The organism is Xenorhabdus sp. IM139775 (genome assembly GCF_028598745.1).
Lineage (GTDB): Bacteria > Pseudomonadota > Gammaproteobacteria > Enterobacterales > Enterobacteriaceae > Xenorhabdus.
Map to the genome: position 1 here is coordinate 1 of NZ_JAQRFK010000029.1, position 17967 is coordinate 17967.

At 45.1% G+C, this 17967-nt stretch carries 20 protein-coding genes; 7 read left to right on the forward strand and 13 right to left on the reverse strand.

Features of this window, described 5'->3' with window-relative positions:
- From PSI17_RS08400 to fkpA, 9 genes are all read right to left on the reverse strand, one after another.
- Positions 1-215, reverse strand: a 215-nt coding sequence (locus PSI17_RS08400) for a GTP-binding protein (RefSeq protein ID WP_273551555.1), incomplete at its 3' end; no start/stop codon positions are given.
- A 70-nt stretch (positions 216-285) separates the two neighbouring features.
- Positions 286-2394: an elongation factor G gene (gene fusA / locus PSI17_RS08405; protein WP_273551556.1), complete on the reverse strand. Its 2109-nt coding sequence runs from the start codon at positions 2392-2394 to the stop codon at positions 286-288.
- A gap of 95 nt (positions 2395-2489) precedes the next feature.
- A complete protein-coding gene (rpsG, locus tag PSI17_RS08410) occupies positions 2490-2960 on the reverse strand; it encodes a 30S ribosomal protein S7 (protein ID WP_273551557.1) in 471 nt (156 codons plus the stop codon).
- 98 nt (positions 2961-3058) lie between these two features.
- Positions 3059-3433: a 30S ribosomal protein S12 gene (rpsL, locus tag PSI17_RS08415; protein WP_273551558.1), complete on the reverse strand. Its 375-nt coding sequence runs from the start codon at positions 3431-3433 to the stop codon at positions 3059-3061.
- Between the two features lie 184 nt (positions 3434-3617).
- Complete coding sequence (gene tusB, locus PSI17_RS08420; protein ID WP_273551559.1) at positions 3618-3905, reverse strand: sulfurtransferase complex subunit TusB; 288 nt, start codon at positions 3903-3905, stop codon at positions 3618-3620.
- A 19-nt stretch (positions 3906-3924) separates the two neighbouring features.
- Positions 3925-4284 carry a sulfurtransferase complex subunit TusC gene (gene tusC / locus PSI17_RS08425; protein ID WP_273551560.1) on the reverse strand — a complete coding sequence of 120 codons (360 nt, stop codon included), beginning with the start codon at positions 4282-4284 and terminating at the stop codon, positions 3925-3927.
- Positions 4285-4315: 31 nt separating this feature from the next.
- Positions 4316-4711 (reverse strand): sulfurtransferase complex subunit TusD, encoded by a 396-nt coding sequence (gene tusD / locus PSI17_RS08430; RefSeq protein ID WP_273551561.1) that lies wholly within the window; start codon positions 4709-4711, stop codon positions 4316-4318.
- Positions 4711-5433, reverse strand: coding sequence for a helix-turn-helix transcriptional regulator (locus PSI17_RS08435; RefSeq protein ID WP_273551562.1), 723 nt, complete (start codon positions 5431-5433; stop codon positions 4711-4713). Before PSI17_RS08435 ends, tusD begins: the two co-directional genes overlap by 1 nt.
- Before the next feature lie 446 nt (positions 5434-5879).
- Positions 5880-6644, reverse strand: a complete 765-nt coding sequence (gene fkpA, locus PSI17_RS08440; RefSeq protein WP_273551563.1) for an FKBP-type peptidyl-prolyl cis-trans isomerase — start codon at positions 6642-6644, stop codon at positions 5880-5882.
- Positions 6645-6886: 242 nt separating this feature from the next.
- On the opposite strand from fkpA, the gene PSI17_RS08445 reads away from it, so the two are divergent.
- The gene (locus PSI17_RS08445) at positions 6887-7105 is read left to right on the forward strand and encodes a SlyX family protein (RefSeq protein WP_273551564.1); all 219 of its coding nucleotides are present in this window, start codon (positions 6887-6889) and stop codon (positions 7103-7105) included.
- Between the two features lie 145 nt (positions 7106-7250).
- Here PSI17_RS08445 and slyD read toward each other — a convergent pair whose 3' ends face one another.
- A complete protein-coding gene (gene slyD / locus PSI17_RS08450) occupies positions 7251-7784 on the reverse strand; it encodes a peptidylprolyl isomerase (protein ID WP_273551565.1) in 534 nt (177 codons plus the stop codon).
- A gap of 143 nt (positions 7785-7927) precedes the next feature.
- A complete protein-coding gene (locus PSI17_RS08455) occupies positions 7928-8131 on the reverse strand; it encodes a YheV family putative zinc ribbon protein (protein ID WP_273551566.1) in 204 nt (67 codons plus the stop codon).
- A 232-nt stretch (positions 8132-8363) separates the two neighbouring features.
- Between PSI17_RS08455 and PSI17_RS08460 the strand changes: the two genes are divergently transcribed.
- On the forward strand, positions 8364-10307 hold the full coding sequence (locus tag PSI17_RS08460; RefSeq protein WP_273551567.1) for an ABC transporter ATP-binding protein: 1944 nt from the start codon (positions 8364-8366) through the stop codon (positions 10305-10307).
- A 233-nt stretch (positions 10308-10540) separates the two neighbouring features.
- Here the strand turns inward: PSI17_RS08460 and PSI17_RS08465 are convergent, their stop codons facing one another.
- Positions 10541-11434 carry a LysR family transcriptional regulator gene (locus tag PSI17_RS08465; RefSeq protein WP_273551568.1) on the reverse strand — a complete coding sequence of 298 codons (894 nt, stop codon included), beginning with the start codon at positions 11432-11434 and terminating at the stop codon, positions 10541-10543.
- 1141 nt (positions 11435-12575) lie between these two features.
- On the opposite strand from PSI17_RS08465, the gene murQ reads away from it, so the two are divergent.
- Both murQ and murP read left to right on the forward strand, forming a co-directional pair.
- Positions 12576-13481, forward strand: a complete 906-nt coding sequence (gene murQ / locus PSI17_RS08470; protein WP_273551587.1) for an N-acetylmuramic acid 6-phosphate etherase — start codon at positions 12576-12578, stop codon at positions 13479-13481.
- 27 nt (positions 13482-13508) lie between these two features.
- Complete coding sequence (gene murP, locus PSI17_RS08475) at positions 13509-14975, forward strand: PTS N-acetylmuramic acid transporter subunit IIBC (RefSeq protein WP_273551569.1); 1467 nt, start codon at positions 13509-13511, stop codon at positions 14973-14975.
- Position 14976: 1 nt separating this feature from the next.
- Here murP and PSI17_RS08480 read toward each other — a convergent pair whose 3' ends face one another.
- Positions 14977-15582, reverse strand: a complete 606-nt coding sequence (locus tag PSI17_RS08480) for a LysE family translocator (protein WP_273551570.1) — start codon at positions 15580-15582, stop codon at positions 14977-14979.
- A gap of 131 nt (positions 15583-15713) precedes the next feature.
- Here PSI17_RS08480 and PSI17_RS08485 point away from each other — a divergent pair, with 131 nt between their 5' ends.
- The 3 genes from PSI17_RS08485 (at position 15714) to crp (ending at position 17941) form a co-directional block, all read left to right on the forward strand.
- Positions 15714-15932: a YheU family protein gene (locus PSI17_RS08485; RefSeq protein WP_273551571.1), complete on the forward strand. Its 219-nt coding sequence runs from the start codon at positions 15714-15716 to the stop codon at positions 15930-15932.
- A gap of 65 nt (positions 15933-15997) precedes the next feature.
- Positions 15998-16867: a phosphoribulokinase gene (locus PSI17_RS08490; RefSeq protein WP_273551572.1), complete on the forward strand. Its 870-nt coding sequence runs from the start codon at positions 15998-16000 to the stop codon at positions 16865-16867.
- Between the two features lie 441 nt (positions 16868-17308).
- Positions 17309-17941, forward strand: a complete 633-nt coding sequence (gene crp, locus PSI17_RS08495; RefSeq protein WP_273551573.1) for a cAMP-activated global transcriptional regulator CRP — start codon at positions 17309-17311, stop codon at positions 17939-17941.
- Positions 17942-17967 lie beyond the last annotated feature (26 nt).

Genomic DNA, 17967 nt, shown 5'->3' on the forward strand with positions numbered 1-17967 from the left:
GTATCGTATTCTACGTGAGAAGTAGAGATGGTGATACCACGCGCTTTTTCTTCTGGTGCGTTATCGATCTGGTCGAATGCTCGCGCGCTACCGCCGTAGGTTTTTGCCAGAACGGTGGTGATTGCAGCAGTCAGGGTAGTTTTACCGTGGTCAACGTGGCCGATAGTACCAACGTTAACGTGCGGTTTTGAACGTTCAAACTTTTCTTTAGACACGACTCTATTCCTTAATACCGCTCCCCCGTCACGGAGATGAGGGAGCCAAAAAGATAGTAAACTCGAAAACTTATCTAGCTTTACGAGCTTCGATAATAGCCTGAGCGACGTTGCTCGGCGCTTCGTTGTACTTCAAGAACTCCATGGAGTAAGAAGCACGACCTTGGGTCTGAGAACGCAGGTCAGTAGCATAACCAAACATTTCAGACAATGGTACTTGAGCACGAACAATTTTGCCCGTAGCCACATCATCCATACCATCGATCATACCACGGCGACGGTTCAAGTCACCGATAACGTCACCCATGTAGTCTTCTGGTGTTTCCACCTCAACTTTCATGACAGGCTCCAGCAGAACTGGTTTCGCTTTCATGAAGCCTTCTTTAAATGCCATGGATGCAGCAATTTTAAAGGCGATTTCCGAGGAGTCAACGTCATGGTAAGAACCATCGAACAGAGCAACTTTAACGTCAACGATTGGATAACCAGCCAGAACACCGCCCTTCAGCTGCTCTTGAACGCCTTTGTCGACACCCGGAATGTATTCTTTAGGAACAACACCACCAACGATTTCGTTCGAGAACTCGTAACCAGCGCCGCCAGCTTCCAGAGGCTCGATACGCAGCCACACGTGACCGTACTGACCACGACCACCGGACTGTTTAGCGTGTTTACCTTCCTGCTCAACAGAAGCACGGATGGTTTCACGGTAAGCAACCTGAGGTTTACCTACGTTCGCTTCCACGTTGAATTCACGACGCATACGGTCAACCAGTACATCGAGGTGAAGTTCACCCATACCTGCGATGATGGTCTGACCCGTTTCTTCATCACTGCTCACGCGGAATGATGGGTCTTCCTGAGCCAGGCGGCCTAAAGCGATACCCATTTTTTCTTGGTCAGCTTTAGTTTTTGGCTCGATAGCAACAGAGATAACTGGCTCTGGGAATTCCATGCGCTCCAGAATGATTGGGGAGCTCATGTCACAGAGAGTATCACCTGTAGTAACATCTTTCAGGCCGATTGCAGCCGCGATATCGCCTGCACGGACTTCTTTAATTTCTTCACGTTTGTTAGCGTGCATCTGTACGATACGGCCAAAACGTTCTTTCTTGTCTTTCACCGGGTTCAGTACGGTGTCACCAGAGTTAACAATACCGGAGTAAACACGGAAGAACGTCAAGTTACCCACGAATGGGTCAGTCGCGATTTTGAACGCCAGTGCAGAGAATGGCTCGTCATCGCTAGAGTGACGTTCTGCTGGGGTATCTTTACCGTCTGGCAGCATACCTTTGATGGATTCAACATCCGTTGGCGCTGGCAGATATTCGATAACTGCATCCAGCATCGCCTGAACACCTTTGTTCTTAAATGCAGAACCACAGGTAACCAGGATAATTTCGCCAGCCAGAACACGCTTACGCAGAGCAACCTTGATTTCTTCTTCAGTCAGCTCTTCACCGCCCAGATATTTGTCCATCAGTTCATCTGATGCTTCTGCTGCGGATTCGATCAGGTTCTGATGCCATTCCTGAGCCAGCTCAACCATGTCTGCTGGGATATCTTCATAAGTGAAGGTAGTACCCTGATCAGCTTCGTTCCAGTTGATTGCTTTCATTTTCAGCAAGTCAACAACACCGGTGAAGGTATCTTCTGCACCGATTGCCAATTGCAGAGGAACTGGGTTAGCAGCCAGACGCGTTTTGATCTGCTCAACCACGCGCAGGAAGTTAGCGCCCATACGATCCATTTTGTTAACGAACGCGATACGTGGTACGTTGTATTTGTTAGCCTGGCGCCATACAGTTTCAGACTGAGGCTGAACACCACCAACTGCACAGTAAACCATTACTGCACCATCAAGAACACGCATAGAACGTTCTACTTCGATAGTGAAGTCAACGTGTCCTGGGGTGTCGATGATGTTGATACGGTGTGGCTCATACTGTTTAGCCATACCAGACCAGAATGCGGTAGTCGCAGCAGACGTGATGGTAATACCACGCTCTTGCTCCTGCTCCATCCAGTCCATCGTTGCTGAACCTTCGTGAGTTTCACCGATTTTATGGTTTACACCTGTGTAAAACAGAATACGTTCAGTCGTTGTGGTTTTACCGGCGTCGATGTGGGCGCTGATACCGATATTGCGGTAACGCGCTATAGGTGTTTTACGAGCCATTTTTTCCTCTCTCGTGGGCGTTCAATCTTTATAGAACGGGTAGCCAAGCAGCTACCCAGAACATATTCACTGCCGATGGATGACCAAAAAATGGATTACCAGCGGTAGTGTGCGAACGCCTTGTTAGCGTCTGCCATACGGTGAACGTCTTCACGTTTCTTCACAGCAGCGCCTTTGTTTTCAGCCGCATCAGATAATTCATTCGCCAGGCGCAGAGCCATCGACTTATCACCGCGTTTACGAGCAGCATCAACGATCCAACGCATTGCCAGGGCATTACGACGAACCGGACGAACTTCAACTGGAACCTGATAAGTAGAACCACCAACACGGCGGGACTTAACTTCTACAGTCGGGCGCACGTTATCCAGTGCCAGCTCGAATGCTTCCAGATGATCTTTACTAGAACGCTGAGCCAGGGTCTCAAGCGCACCATATACAATTGCTTCTGCGACAGACTTCTTACCGTCTACCATCAGGATATTAACAAATTTGGCCAGCAGTTCAGATCCGAATTTTGGATCTGGCAGAATTTTACGTTGACCAATTACACGACGACGTGGCATGGAAATACTCCGTTTCGAATTTCAGGGTTGTCCAAAACTCTACGAGTTTATTTTGACATTAAAGTGAAAAAGGTTTGGCCTTACTTAACGGAGAACCATTAAGCCTTCGGCTTCTTCACACCGTACTTAGAACGAGCCTGTTTACGGTCTTTAACACCGGCACAGTCCAGAGCACCGCGAACAGTGTGGTAACGCACACCTGGCAAGTCTTTAACACGACCGCCACGGATCAGAATAACGGAGTGTTCCTGCAGGTTGTGGCCTTCACCACCGATGTAGGAAGAAACTTCGAAACCGTTAGTCAAACGCACACGGCATACTTTACGCAGTGCGGAGTTTGGTTTTTTAGGGGTGGTAGTATATACACGAGTACATACGCCACGTTTTTGCGGGCAAGCTTCCAGTGCAGGAACGTTGCTTTTCACAACTTTCGAGCTACGAGATTTGCGAACCAGCTGGTTAATAGTTGCCATTATTAAAAAAGCTCCTGGTTTTTTGCTTCGTAAACACGGATTTTACCCCCTCTTAGCCATTATGGCAAAAGGGAGGACGCGGAATTTTATTGCTGACTTGACGAGGTGTCAAGAAATATACAGTTTTTGCTGGTGAAAGTTGATGAAACGGCTGAAAACTGATATTGAGCCCCACCCACCACATTTACCAAGCAAAATTCTGCTGATGTTTGACCGTTAAACTCACAAAGCCATTGTAATCAATCACGATGATACGGTCTGAAATCTGTTCAATCAGCCCCCGTGCATCGAGATCTTCCCTCAAAACATAAATGCCGGCTCCCGTACTGAGCAACTCAGCCAAATAGCGATTATTATTTATGCCCAGTAAGACGCCATTTTGAATCAATAGAACATCATCTGTCTCAGATACAAAGCCAAGCATCGCATTGAAGTCATCATGGTAAGGTGAGCGACTGACAGTATATAACATGTTACCCGCCTGAAATAGATTAAAATTTCAACACAAAATCATACCCCGCCAGCAATTCCCGGATTGCTGGGGCAGAAAGCAATTCAGCTTTCAACACAAAATGGCTTGTCGGGCTGCCCCCTCGAATCACCAGATCATCCAGACAAACGTAACATTTATCAATGTCATAAAGCGGCAAGATCTTAAAGGTTGAGATGTAGTCACGGGACAGGATTTTATCCGGCTGCTGATTAGCCAATAATTGGAATACTCCATCAGAAATAAAGAATACCCCGATCTGCTCAGTCAGTGCCGACGTAGCAAGCAGGGCATCCAGCCCTTCCCTACCGGCAGAAGAGCCGTGGGGAGCTTCAGTAAAAACAAAGGCGATTTTTTTCATCAATACCCACGGAGGTTTGGACTCAATGTCTCTAAAACTGTATGACGCGATCACACAACATCATGGCTTCTGCCAACGATCCCAAGCCACTCAACTCAAATCCTTCGGCCAGATTAGCGGCGGGCAGATTTAATTCACGGGCTTGCTGTTCATCCACGACGCCACGCCGCAATGCTGCCGCAACGCAGATAAACAGCTCGAATTGATGCCGGGCTGCCAATGTCTGCCAGGCTCTGACCAAATCAAACTCATCATTGGCAGGGGCGACCAGTTGATTGCCATTTTGGACACCTTCACGATAAAAAAACACGCGATGCAGTTTATGACCTGAGGCGCTCAACGCCTGAGCAAATTGGTAGGCACTGCTGGCTTGTTGAGTACCGTAAGCTGGCCCAGTGACCAGCAGACAATAAGACAGCGGCGTCATTACTTCTCCGAATTCGCGCATTCACCATTTTTAAACTGGCGAATATAGAGATACACCGTATGCTTGGAGATATTCAAACGATCAGCGACCTGATTAATCGCATCTTTAATATCAAAAATACCTTTTTCATACAGGTTCAGTACCACCTGCCGGTTTTTCGCATTATTGGAAACATTGCGATCGGCATTGACTTCTTCAATCGTGAACTCCAGAGTTTGTGCCACCAGATCATCCACGGAAGAGGCAAAGTTGACGTTTGAAGCAACTTCATGGGTTTTTTCTGGGATAAAGGTCTGAATAATCTCGGCGAAAGACACATCAAGGTTCATGTTGATGCACAACAGCCCGATGACTCGACGCTGGCGATTGCGGATCGCAATGGTGACCGATTTCATCAACGAGCCACTTTTTGCCCGTGTGAAATATGCCTTAGAAACGCTACTGTCTTCATCCGTAATATCATGCAGCATTCGCAACGCCAGATCCGTAATCGGAGAACCTATCTTACGGCCCGTATGCTCTCCATTGGCTATTCTGACGGCTGAACATTTAAGATCTTCCAGTGAATGAAGAACTATCTCACAATGCCCACCAATCAACATAGCCAGGCCATCAACAGCTGCTTCGTAAGATTTTAAAATTTCGTGATCAGTTTCACTAAAGGGTTGGTTTTGCAGTAAATCAATTTCACTGTTATCACCAGTTAATAGCGGGGTAGACATGTAATACACCATCCTTCAAGTTCAGACTTTGCCTCACCAAAATATCAGGGCAAGATTTATTATAAAAATTCAAAATGACAAATTAAATATGCCTTATACGATAGGCACTAAAAACAAACAGTTAAAATGCCTGTTCTATATTCTATTCAGAATAGTGACGTTAAAACCACATTGAACTGCCGTCAAGCTCTTGCTGAGTATACCGCAGAGATTTATCACAGCTTTATGCCGAATCCATCTGAAATACGAAAAATAACACCTTATTTAATACCGTGGAAAATAATAAGCAAATAAATTTATTGTTCTTGACCCATGCTTATTAACCCGTGTTTATTACTCATCAAATAGGGGTAAATATCAGCAGTAAACCGAAGGATGAAAGAAATATATGATAAAGCAGGAGCTTTAAGCCCCTGCCAATGTCGTCTTCTAAATGATTACAGGGGTTATTTTGCCTTGGCAGCAGGCTTAATATCCAGTAATTCGACATTGAAGACTAGCGTGGAGTTAGCCGGGATTTTAGGCAAACTTGCCTGATCATAAGCCAACTTAGGCGGAACAACTAATGTGATTTTTCCACCTTTCTTCACATACTGTAAACCTTCTTTCCAACCCGGGATAACGCTGTCCAAACGCAGTGTCAGAGGCTCTTTACGTTCATAAGAGCTGTCAAAGACCTGACCATCAATCAAAGAACCTTTGTAATTGACGACAACAGTATCCGTCTCTTTAGGGGCGTTACCCGTACCTTGTTTATCAATTTTGTAAAGAAGTCCCGTTTTGGTTTCTACTACGCCAGCTTGTTTAGCAAACTCTTTGCGGTATTTGGCTCCTTTTTCGCCATTCTCACTGGCTTCTTTTTCTGCCTTGGCCAGTGCTGCACTTTTCACTTTAGTTTCAAAGGCCGACAGGGTTTCCTGAATCTCTTTATCAGTCAGTTTGGTTTTACTATTTAAAGCATCTTCAACACCGGCCAGTAATTGTGCTTTTTCGATATTAATACCGAGCGTTTTCTGCTCTTGCAATGAGTTGGCCATATAGCCGCCCAAAGAAGCACCCAAAGCATAAGAATTTTGCTGTTCTACTGTTTTAAAAGCGGTATTCAATTTTACTTCGTCTTTGGTTTCGGTATTAGCAGCCAAAGCTTGAGGTACACTAAACGCCACCGCCAGTGTCGTTGCCAACAGCGTTGTTTTAAACAATGATTTCATCCTATTCTCCAATCAGTTTGGGTCGGGTTACCATCAGCATAGGTCATAACATTTACTATAACCGCCTTAGGAAACCAATGACAATGTTTGCTTTATCTTGCAACAAAAATTGTTGAGACAACATTAAAGTGAAGAGGTTTCGTAAAATCCTATTTCGCAAATGATGTGGAGTATTATAGTGTCATCTTGACCAAGTCATCGTTTCGTCATTCATTAATTGAGCAGAGGCAGGAGAAAAGATAATGGAATTATCTGAATTTGAACAAAGATTTGAGCAACTAGAAACCAAACTGGCCTATCAAGAAGCCACGATTGAAGCATTGAATCAGGAAGTGATAAAGCAACAGATTGAAACTGACCGATTGAAAGAACACCTAAAATTAATCACTGAACGTCTGAAAACTCACCAGACATCCATCATTGCCCCCCTTTCTGAAGAAACACCTCCCCCTCATTACTGATATTCATCAGGGAAAATCGCTGCCAAGGAAGGCCGGGGCACAAAATAAAAAAGAGAAGCCCATCACGTGCTTCTCTTTTCTGCTTACTGAGTTGGCTTACTGATTGTTCAGGCTACCAACGATTTTCAGTTAGCTCGATTGCGTTTTAGTGGCAGCTACCGCCGCAGCACTCATGCTCACCGTGGTCGTGGTCGTGATCATCACCACAACCACCTTGACCGTGCACATGGCCGTGAGTCAATTCTTCTTCGGTCGCCTCACGAATCGCTACAATTTCAACATTGAATTTCAGATTCTGGCCAGCCAGCATGTGGTTAGCATCAACCACCACTTCGTCACCTTCTATCGCCGTGATTTCTACTGGGATAGGTCCTTGATCCGTGTCAGCCAGGAAACGCATACCCACCTGAATATCATCCACACCGACAAACACTTCTTTTGGTGCACGCTGAACCAAGTTGTCATCATACTGACCGTAGGCATCTGCGGCTTCTACGCTGACATCAAAACGCTCACCCACCTCACGGCCGTCCAGTGCTTTCTCCAATCCGCTGATAAGAGAACCACGGCCATGCAGATAGTCTAACGGTGCGCTCACCGAGGACTCATCAACTAAAACACCATCTTCTGTTCTTACCTGATAAGCCAGACTGACCACCAAGTCTTTTGTTACTTTCATGACAACTCCTACATACCCGAGGGAAAACCCCGTGAGGGAAAATTTTTACAGCCTAAAAAATGCTGCCAATTGTAACGGAATTCTACGTCGCTGTACCTAGGCAACGGCAAAATTTATCCACAATTTATGGTATGTGTATTGATTTACTGTGGTGTAAAGATCCCAATAACCTGTTCCTGATCCCTGACATGAAATGTGACCGCTTCATCCGTCTGCCTCTGTAGATGACCACAATGGACACACTCAACAACATCAACCTTATTCTCCTGCCACATGGCTAACGTATCCTGTGATTGGCATTTTGGGCAAACCGCTCCCGCAATAAAACGCTTACGACTGACTGACATAATTCCCCCCAACGCTGTTCATATTTATCTGCCCTTCCATTTCCCCTAAAACGTGTCAGGACAGATATTTTCCGCTACCATGCACACCAGCACTTAAAATTGAATACATATACCCGATAGATTTCAAATTGCGGCACATCGATCACTATACGCATCAACGATCACTCTGCCTATCAATTGAAGGATATATAGCCTAATTATTAACTTAACATATTATATATAGACGGCATCTATGATTGTTTTCTCTTCACTGCAAATCCGCCGTGGCATTCGCGTCCTGTTGGACAGCGCCAACGCAACCATAAATCCTGGGCAGAAAGTCGGATTAGTTGGCAAGAATGGCTGTGGTAAATCTACCCTACTTGCATTACTCAAAGATGAGCTTCAGGCCGAGAGCGGCTCTGCCACATTCCCCAATAATTGGTCACTGGCTTGGGTCAATCAGGAAACGCCTGCCCTGGAAACATCAGCGCTGGAATATGTCATCGATGGTGACCGAGAATTCCGGCAACTGGAGCAAAAACTAAACACCGCCAATGAACAAAATGACGGTCACGCCATCGCCCATCTCCACGGTTTGCTTGATACCATTCAGGCATGGACAATCCGCGCCAGAGCCGCCAGCTTGCTGCACGGGTTGGGCTTTTCCCCGGCTCAGTTAGAACAACCTGTCCGTTCGTTTTCCGGTGGCTGGCGTATGCGCCTCAATCTGGCACAAGCGCTGATCTGCCGGTCTGACCTGTTACTGCTCGATGAACCAACCAACCACCTTGATCTGGACGCTGTTATCTGGCTGGAAAAATGGCTGAAAAGTTATACCGGCACCTTGATCCTCATTTCCCACGATCGCGATTTCCTCGATCCGGTTATTGATAAAATTCTGCACATTGAGCAGCAGGATCTGTACGAGTATACCGGCAACTACTCTTCCTTCGAACGGCAACGCGCCGCCAAACTTGCCCAGCAACAGGCGCTGTATCAAAGCCAACAGGAAAAAGTAGCGCATTTGCAGAGCTATATTGACCGCTTTCGTGCCAAGGCATCTAAGGCAAAACAGGCACAAAGCCGCATTAAGATGCTGGAACGCATGGAGCTTATCGCACCCGCCCATGTCGACAACCCTTTTCATTTCAGTTTTCGCCAACCGGATAACCTGCCAAATCCACTCTTAAACATGGATAAAGTCAGCGCGGGTTATGGTGAAAAAACAGTACTGAACTCGATCAAATTAAATCTGGTGCCGGGTTCACGCATCGGCTTGTTGGGCCGCAATGGGGCGGGTAAATCCACCTTAATCAAATTGCTGGCCGCGGAACTGACGCCTCAGCAGGGAGAAATTGCCTTATCGAAAGGCATTAAACTGGGCTACTTCGCACAGCACCAACTGGAATACCTACGGGCAGATGAATCGCCATTACAACATTTAGCCCGAATAGCACCGCAAGAAACGGAGCAACAGCTTCGGGATTATCTGGGGGGATTTGGTTTTAAAGGCGATCCAGTCACCGATCCGAGCGGACGTTTCTCCGGTGGTGAGAAAGCTCGTTTGGTACTGGCGCTCATTGTCTGGCAGCGTCCTAACCTCCTTCTGCTTGATGAACCGACCAACCACCTTGATCTCGACATGCGGCAGGCATTGACCGAAGCACTGATTGATTTCGAAGGTGCGCTGGTTGTCGTATCGCATGACAGGCACTTACTGCGCTCTACAACCGACGAACTTTATCTGGTGCATGACGGCAAAGTAGAACCGTTTAAAGGCGATTTAGAAGATTACCAGCAATGGTTGACTGAGCTTCAACGCCAACAAATGCGGGACGCTCAGGAAAAAGAGAAATCGGATAGTGAATCTTCAACCAATGGCACGCAAAATTACAGTGCTCAGGAACGTAAAGATCAAAAACGGCGTGAAGCTGAATTCCGTAACCAAACGCAACCATTGCGTAAGCAGCTCACGACCCTTGAAAAACAGATAGAAAAACTGGGCGCGGCATTGGCAGAATTAGAAGAAAAGCTGTCGGACAACACCCTTTACGAACATGATCGTAAAACTGAACTGACGGAATGCCTGCATCAGCAGACACAAACAAAATCCAGACTGGAAGATATCGAAATAGAATGGCTGGATATTCAGGAACAGCTCGAACAAATGACAACAGTATTTAATGCGAGTTAAGGCGCCAATTCATTTTTCAGGTATAAACCTGTAAGTATAATCGGGTATTGTTATTCAATACCCGATTATTTCCCATTCGCTTATTCCACCATTTGTTCAGGCACTGGAAATAGGCTCCCCTGTTTACCCAGCAAAATATAAAATTAAAACCTTGACAAGTTACAGCCCAAATTTTAATAACATAAGAGAAGAAATAAAAAACATTCCATATAAAACAAACAATAATCATCAACTTATACATTGGCCACCAATGTTGAAAAGTTTTCGGCATCCTCAATCAGATGGTCACCCATTGACTTTGCCCATACCACCCCAAGATCAATTTTTTTATCCGTTTCAACAATTTCCAAAGAATTCATATAATACTCAGGGATAGCACTAATAATCCGTTTAGGTACACACGTATAGACACTATTTTTTGTAATCATCTCAATAATCAACATGATATCATTTGTTTTTAATAACAAATGCATATTGTCACCGGTATAAATGGGGAAAACGTTAAGGTAATCAGTTAACTCAACCACCTCTTTCTTCTTTGATACATTTGTCGGAGAAACCCCATTGCCAAACTGACTTAAGGTAGCCCTGAATTTAGAGATCAGATGACTCCTTTTTTTAAAGATATAGACCAATCTTTCCGTAAACACCTTTTTGGGTTCTAACTTGGCCATAATGGATGACAGGGGCATCACTGCAACATGTAGCATTCCTGCGTTCAGTAAACTTATCTGCTGATCTACTGACAATCCGGTGACCAATGCCAGCACCACATTCCCTTTCTTTTCCACGAATTGCTTCTCAATCTGGGAGTAATTGTGAATAGGAAAGCAAGAACCGACATATAAGTGCCTGACCATATCCTCTCTTGAATCAAAATGAACCTGACTTTTAAACTGTTCATAGTGAGTCAAAAGCTTCCGGGCATTTTCCAGCGTCTTTTCCCCAAAATCGGTCAATCGTGTTCCACTTGGCCCCCTTGTAAATAGTGACGCCCCAAGAATATCTTCCAACCCATGTATTTTCTTCGACAAGGCAGGCTGAGAAAGATACAGCCTTTGCGAAGCCCTATGATAATTGAGAGTCTCAGCTAAAACGATAAAAGCTTCAAGATTGCGTATATCCATGTTCTTTAGCCCAATGATTGTTAAATAACTACAAAACATTACAGATTCATGGTGATAGCATTTTAACTTCGTGTTTTGCCAAAGGTTTTATCCGGTCAACAGGTCAAAATGTTAGCTAATAAAAGGTTAGTTAATAAGGGGAAAATTCGCAAAATATTTATTATTCCCGCGTTTTAATTACATTAAAAAACAATTTCAATTAAAACTAATTATCGGTAATCATTTCGGTAATACAGCCCCGTCCCTTCCGGTTATCCATACTGACATATACTCGCCTTCATTTTTTAAACTACAGAATTATTAATATTTCTGAAATTTAAAAATGCTTGGGACAGGTATACAAATAAAAATCCAAAACTGATGATCTTCCCTATTGTAAAATTAAAGTTACCACTAAGGACGAAACAATTAACATATAGTTATCAACTGATAACCTTCCTTTATTTCTCCTTCCTCAAAGAAATACCAAAAGTCATGAAAGTTAAAATATCATATTACTAAACGAGTATGTGAATAATTTAATTGGCAACATAAAGAAAAGGATATATATCTAGTCTTACTCGTATCATGCAGCAAACCGCAAACAATTTATATTAATAATATTATTAATCGATAATTCACGCCCTATTTTTGGGTTGTTTTAATTTTTACTCTTATTACGCGTTAATAAGGAATAGCTTTATATCGAATACAACAACAACGATAGCCACCATCATAAAATGAGTAAAAATACCACGCATAGAACGTGATATAAAAAATAGCAATAGGATAATGTCAGGTTTTATCGTGCGTTGCCAATGATAACAATAATAATCAATTTTAACAATCCCTTAAGATTCTATATATCGGAATATTCTGTGTTGGCATGCCATTTTATGGATAAAGCATGTTGATTTTTATAAAATCCAGAAATGCGTCTCCCTTCCATGAAATTGCATTGACCTCGTTTCAGGTAAGCATATTAAAAACGCCTCAAAACACAAACTAAAATAAAACCAAACTGTTATTCCCTATGGGAGATAATTTTAGCCACATGGTTTTTTTCGCCTATTTGGGTGTATATTTTATATTAAATGCTCAGTAAGATAACCTGACGCACCTAAATCACGTCTTAGTTTCCATAAAATATGGCAGAAAAATGATGAAAATCGACTTGAGCAATATGATAACAGAGAGTCGTAACCCCGCCAGTACCCATATTGATCAACTCTCAACTCTCGATATGCTGCGCGTTATCAACGATGAAGATAAACAAGTGGCGATTGCCGTTGGCAAAACCCTGCCCCAGATTGCCCGTGTGGTTGATAAAGTGGCCGAAGCGTTTCGTCAGGGTGGACGCTTAATCTATAGCGGCGCGGGTACCTCTGGGCGTTTAGGGATCTTGGATGCCAGTGAATGTCCCCCCACTTATGGTACAAAACCAGAACAAGTGATCGGTTTAATCGCCGGAGGGCATCAAGCCATCCTGAAAGCGGTCGAAAATGCGGAAGACAATCGGCGATTAGGTGCAGAAGATCTTAAGGGGCTACACTTTAACCAAAGAGATATATTGGTCGGGATCGCGGCCAGTGGCCGAACACCTTATGTATTAGGCGCAATGGAATATGCCAAATCGGTTGGGGCAACGGTTGCCGGTCTCAGTTGCAACCCAAACGGCCCAATGGTGCCGTTGGCTGATATTGCCATCACACCGGTCGTGGGGCCAGAGGTGATAACAGGTTCATCCCGCATGAAAGCAGGAACGGCACAAAAGTTGATCCTGAATATGATCACAACCGGTGCCATGATCCGCATTGGCAAGGTATATGGTAATTTGATGGTTGATGTCGAAGCCACCAACGCCAAATTAATCGAACGTCAGAAAAACATTGTCATGGCCGCCACTGAGTGCAGCAGGGAGAGGGCAGAACATGCCCTTAACGCCTGTGGTGGTCACTGCAAAACCGCAATCGTGATGATTTTATCGGGCATCAGTGCCGGAGAGGCCAAAGTATTATTGGCAGAACACCAAGGGCTTATCCGGCCGGCTATCTCAATAGACCGATAATCATTGCCTCTTTAGATGAGGTTATCAATGGCTAAAATCAGTCAGGAAATGTTGGCCAAAATACTCGACGCCATTGGCGGGACGGGCAATGTGACACATTGTGGCAATTGCATGACCCGCCTGCGGTTGACGCTACGGGATGATTCACTGACCGATGTATTCAGGTTGAAGCAAATTGCCGGCGTGTTGGGCGTCATCGAGACGGATGACCAACTCCAGATTATTCTCGGCCCCGGCAAAGCCCAAACAGCAGCAGACGGGATGAAAACGCTGTTAAGTGATCCACGCCACCTCAGTCATTCAGAACCGCTCGCGGCCGAGCCTCATTCTGACAAGTTAAAAGATATCGCTACTTCCAATAAAAAACAGCTCAAAGCAAAACAAACCCGTTCAATCCATCAATTCCTGGCAAAATTTGCCACGATCTTTACTCCCTTGATCCCCGGATTTATTGCTGTCGGCCTGTTATTGGGTTTCGCTACCCTGCTGGAGCAGGTTCTTATCAACGAAGTGACTCATCCCAACGCCATATTGGTTGAGATGGTCAGCTATATGAAAATTTTCAGCAAAGGCATGTTCAGCTTCTTGGGCATTTTGATTGGCTACAATGCACAAAAAGCCTTTGGCGGCTCAGGGGTTAATGGCGCCATCATCGCATCGCTATTTGTACTGGGTTATCACGCCGAAGCCACCAGTGGATTCTATTCCGGTATCAGCCATTTCTTTGGCTTCGCCATTGACCCGCGAGGCAATATCATCGGAGTGCTGATTGCCTGTATTTCGGGGGCCTGGGTGGAAAAACAGATCCGTAAAATCATGCCAGATGATCTGGATATGATCCTGACGTCCGCAATTACCCTACTTATCATGGGTGCCGTCACATTTATCGTCATTATGCCTGTCGGAAGTTATCTGTTTACCGTGATGTCATGGTTATTCGTGAACCTGAACGGCAATCCATTCGGCACAGCCGTCTTGGCGGGACTGTTCCTGATCGCCGTGATGTTTGGTGTGCATCAGGGATTTATCCCCGTCTATTTTGCGCTGATGGAGTCCCAAGGATTCAACTCCCTTTTCCCTATTCTGGCGATGGCAGGAGCGGGGCAAGTAGGCTCCGCATTGGCGTTATATGTAAAAGCCGCCAAAGGCTCTTTGCTGCGCACTCAGATCAAAGGTGCCATCATTCCGGGTTTTTTGGGAATTGGCGAGCCGTTGATTTATGGCGTTACCCTGCCCCGCGTCAAACCGTTTGTCACTGCCTGCCTCGGCGGGGCCGCAGGAGGGTTCTTCATTGGCCTGATTGCCTGGTGGGGATGGCCTGTCGGATTAAATAGTGTTTTCGGCCCCTCCGGGCTGGTTGCCCTGCCACTGATGACATCCAACAGTGGCATTTTCGCGGGCATGGCAATCTATGGTGCCGGACTGATCGTCGCTTATATCGCCGGCTTCACGCTCACGTTATTCTTCGGAAGCAAGCATATCGACCTAAGCTGATTCAGCCAAACCAGATTAAAGGCACACAAGCGGCGGTCAGAACCCCCATGGTGATATTGAATATAAACCACGCGCGGCGGCCTCCCAGCAACCGGCCAATCAGTGAGCCGAGAACCAGCCAGATGGCACCCGCAAGGAGATTGGCGATAAGCATCACGATACTGATAACAAAAATGGAATGGTTGTAGAGCGCTCCGGCCAGACTGTAACTACTGATTGCACCCAATCCCATCAACCATGTTTTCGGATTCAAAAACTGCAATAACCAACCTTGGTGAATTTTGATCGGTTCGCCTGCCGATGTTGTCGTATCCAGCCGCTGATAATGCGAAGTAGCTGTTTTCCAAGCCAGCCATAGTAAATACAGGCATCCGAGCACTTTCAAGCCCGTATAGATGGCAGGATAAATCAGCAGTAACGCGGCAACACCAAACGCAGACAGCAGCAAAATTGTCTGCATTCCCAACACAATACCCAGACAAAGCGGGATGGAGCGGCGGATACCGAAATTAGCGCCCGATGAGGTCAGCAACAAATTGTTCGGACCCGGTGTGACAGCGGAAATAAACATAAATATACTAAGCGAAAATATCAGACTTGCAGTCATGGGTAGATTCCCCTCCCACCCCAATAGTTAATATGTCTTTCCGAGAAAAATAGCAGTATGTTATTTCACACACAACTCATCATGAAATCAATTCATTATGAAGCATCACCACATTATCAGGAGCAATCACGATGATTATCCCGTGGCAACAGTTGGAAACCAATACACTCCTCAACTTGATTGAAAGTTTTGTCCTGCGGGAAGGGACGGATTACGGTGAACAGGAAAAAACGCTCGAACAAAAAGTGCAGGATGTCAAACATCAGCTTGAACGCGGTGAGGTTCTGTTGATATGGTCTGAATTACATGAAACCGTTAATATCTTGCCCAAAGCGACGTTTCGCCCATGAGGTTCAGCTTGCTTTATTCATTCTGATTGACTGATTCGCCAATTTTATTGCTAAGGAGTCTGTTCATGTCTGCCAAATATCCCGTCATCGCAATCACTGGTTCCAGTGGAGCGGGAACAACCACAACCAGTGTCGCCTTCCGCAAGATTTTCCAGCAATTTGACGTCACCGCCGCACAGATAGAAGGGGACAGTTTCCATCGTTATACTCGTCCTGAAATGGATGCCGAGATTCGGAAAACAAGAGAACAGGGCAGGCATATCAGCTACTTTGGGCCAGCCGCCAATGATTTCAGTATGCTGGAGAAGACTTTCTTTGACTATGGGGAAACAGGCAATGGCCGCTGCCGGAAATATCTCCATACCTATGATGAAGCCGTCCCCTATAACCAATTGCCGGGGACTTTCACACCGTGGGAACCCTTGCCATCAAACACTGACGTTCTGTTTTATGAAGGCTTGCACGGTGGTGTTGTCACGCCACAACACAATGTCGCCAGCCATGTTGACCTGTTGATTGGCGTTGTACCCATCGTCAATCTGGAGTGGATACAAAAACTCATCCGTGATACCAGCGAGCGCGGGCATTCCAGAGAAGCCGTCATGGATTCCGTTGTCCGCTCAATGGATGACTATATCCGCTACATCACTCCCCAATTTTCACGTACCCACATCAATTTCCAGCGAGTCCCGACCGTTGATACCTCTAACCCTTTTTCCGCCAAGGCCATTCCTTCGCTGGACGAAAGTTTTATCGTGATCCGCTTCCGCGGTCTCACTCAAATTGATTTTCCTTATTTGCTGGCTATGCTTCAGGGCTCATTTATTTCCAGCCTAGATACGATTGTCGTTCCCGGCGGAAAAATGGGTCTGGCCATGGAATTAATTATGGCCCCACTGGTTAAACAATTACTGGAAGGCAAAAAAATCTCATAATTACCCTATTTTCTTGCAGTACGAAGAGTCTATTTTTAATAAAGCAGGTAACAAAAAATAACGTTATCTGCTTCATTTAAATAAATAGGCCGTTTTTTAACAATAAATTAGGTGATAAAAATAAATGTAAAATCAATAAGACCGTCTTTTCCGCCAGATTTCTGGTAATCTGGCCACCTGTTTAATAAGCTGAAGCGATACAGGAGAAGACAGAAACGTTTTCCTGTGTTACAAACAAGGTTACAAACGTGGACTGGCAAGGTATATGGGTTAAGATCAATATGCCAGTATTCTGACATCCTTATAATCCATATAAAGTTCCCGTTTATCAGTTTTTCAGCAAGTTAATATGTTAAGCTATTGACTTTATAAAGCCAGCCTGAAGAGAAGCGGCAGTTTCTCACATCATAAAGGCAGAAATAACAACAGAGGATAAAGCGAATGGTTCTCGGCAAGCCACAAACAGACCCTACTCTTGAATGGTTTTTGTCACACTGCCATATTCACAAATATCCATCCAAGAGCACGCTTATTCATCAAGGCGAGAAAGCAGAAACGCTTTACTACATTGTTAAAGGTTCGGTTGCTGTTCTAATAAAAGATGAAGAAGGTAAGGAGATGATTCTCTCTTATTTAAATCAGGGCGATTTCATCGGTGAACTTGGATTGTTTGAAGATGGGCAAGAACGTACTGCATGGGTGCGAGCTAAAAGTGCCTGTGAAGTGGCTGAAATTTCTTATAAGAAATTTCGCCAGTTAATTCAGGTCAATCCTGACATTCTGATGCGTTTATCTGCTCAGATGGCCAGTCGCCTACAAACCACTTCCGAAAAAGTAGGTAACTTAGCCTTTCTGGACGTGACCGGCCGTATCGCCCAGACGTTGCTCAATTTGGCCAAACAACCTGATGCAATGACTCATCCTGATGGTATGCAAATCAAAATCACACGTCAGGAAATTGGGCAGATTGTGGGTTGCTCCCGTGAAACGGTTGGCCGTATTTTGAAAATGCTCGAAGATCAAAACCTGATCTCTGCACATGGTAAAACCATCGTTGTTTATGGGACGCGTTAATTCCTGATAAACCTGAAACCCGCCAG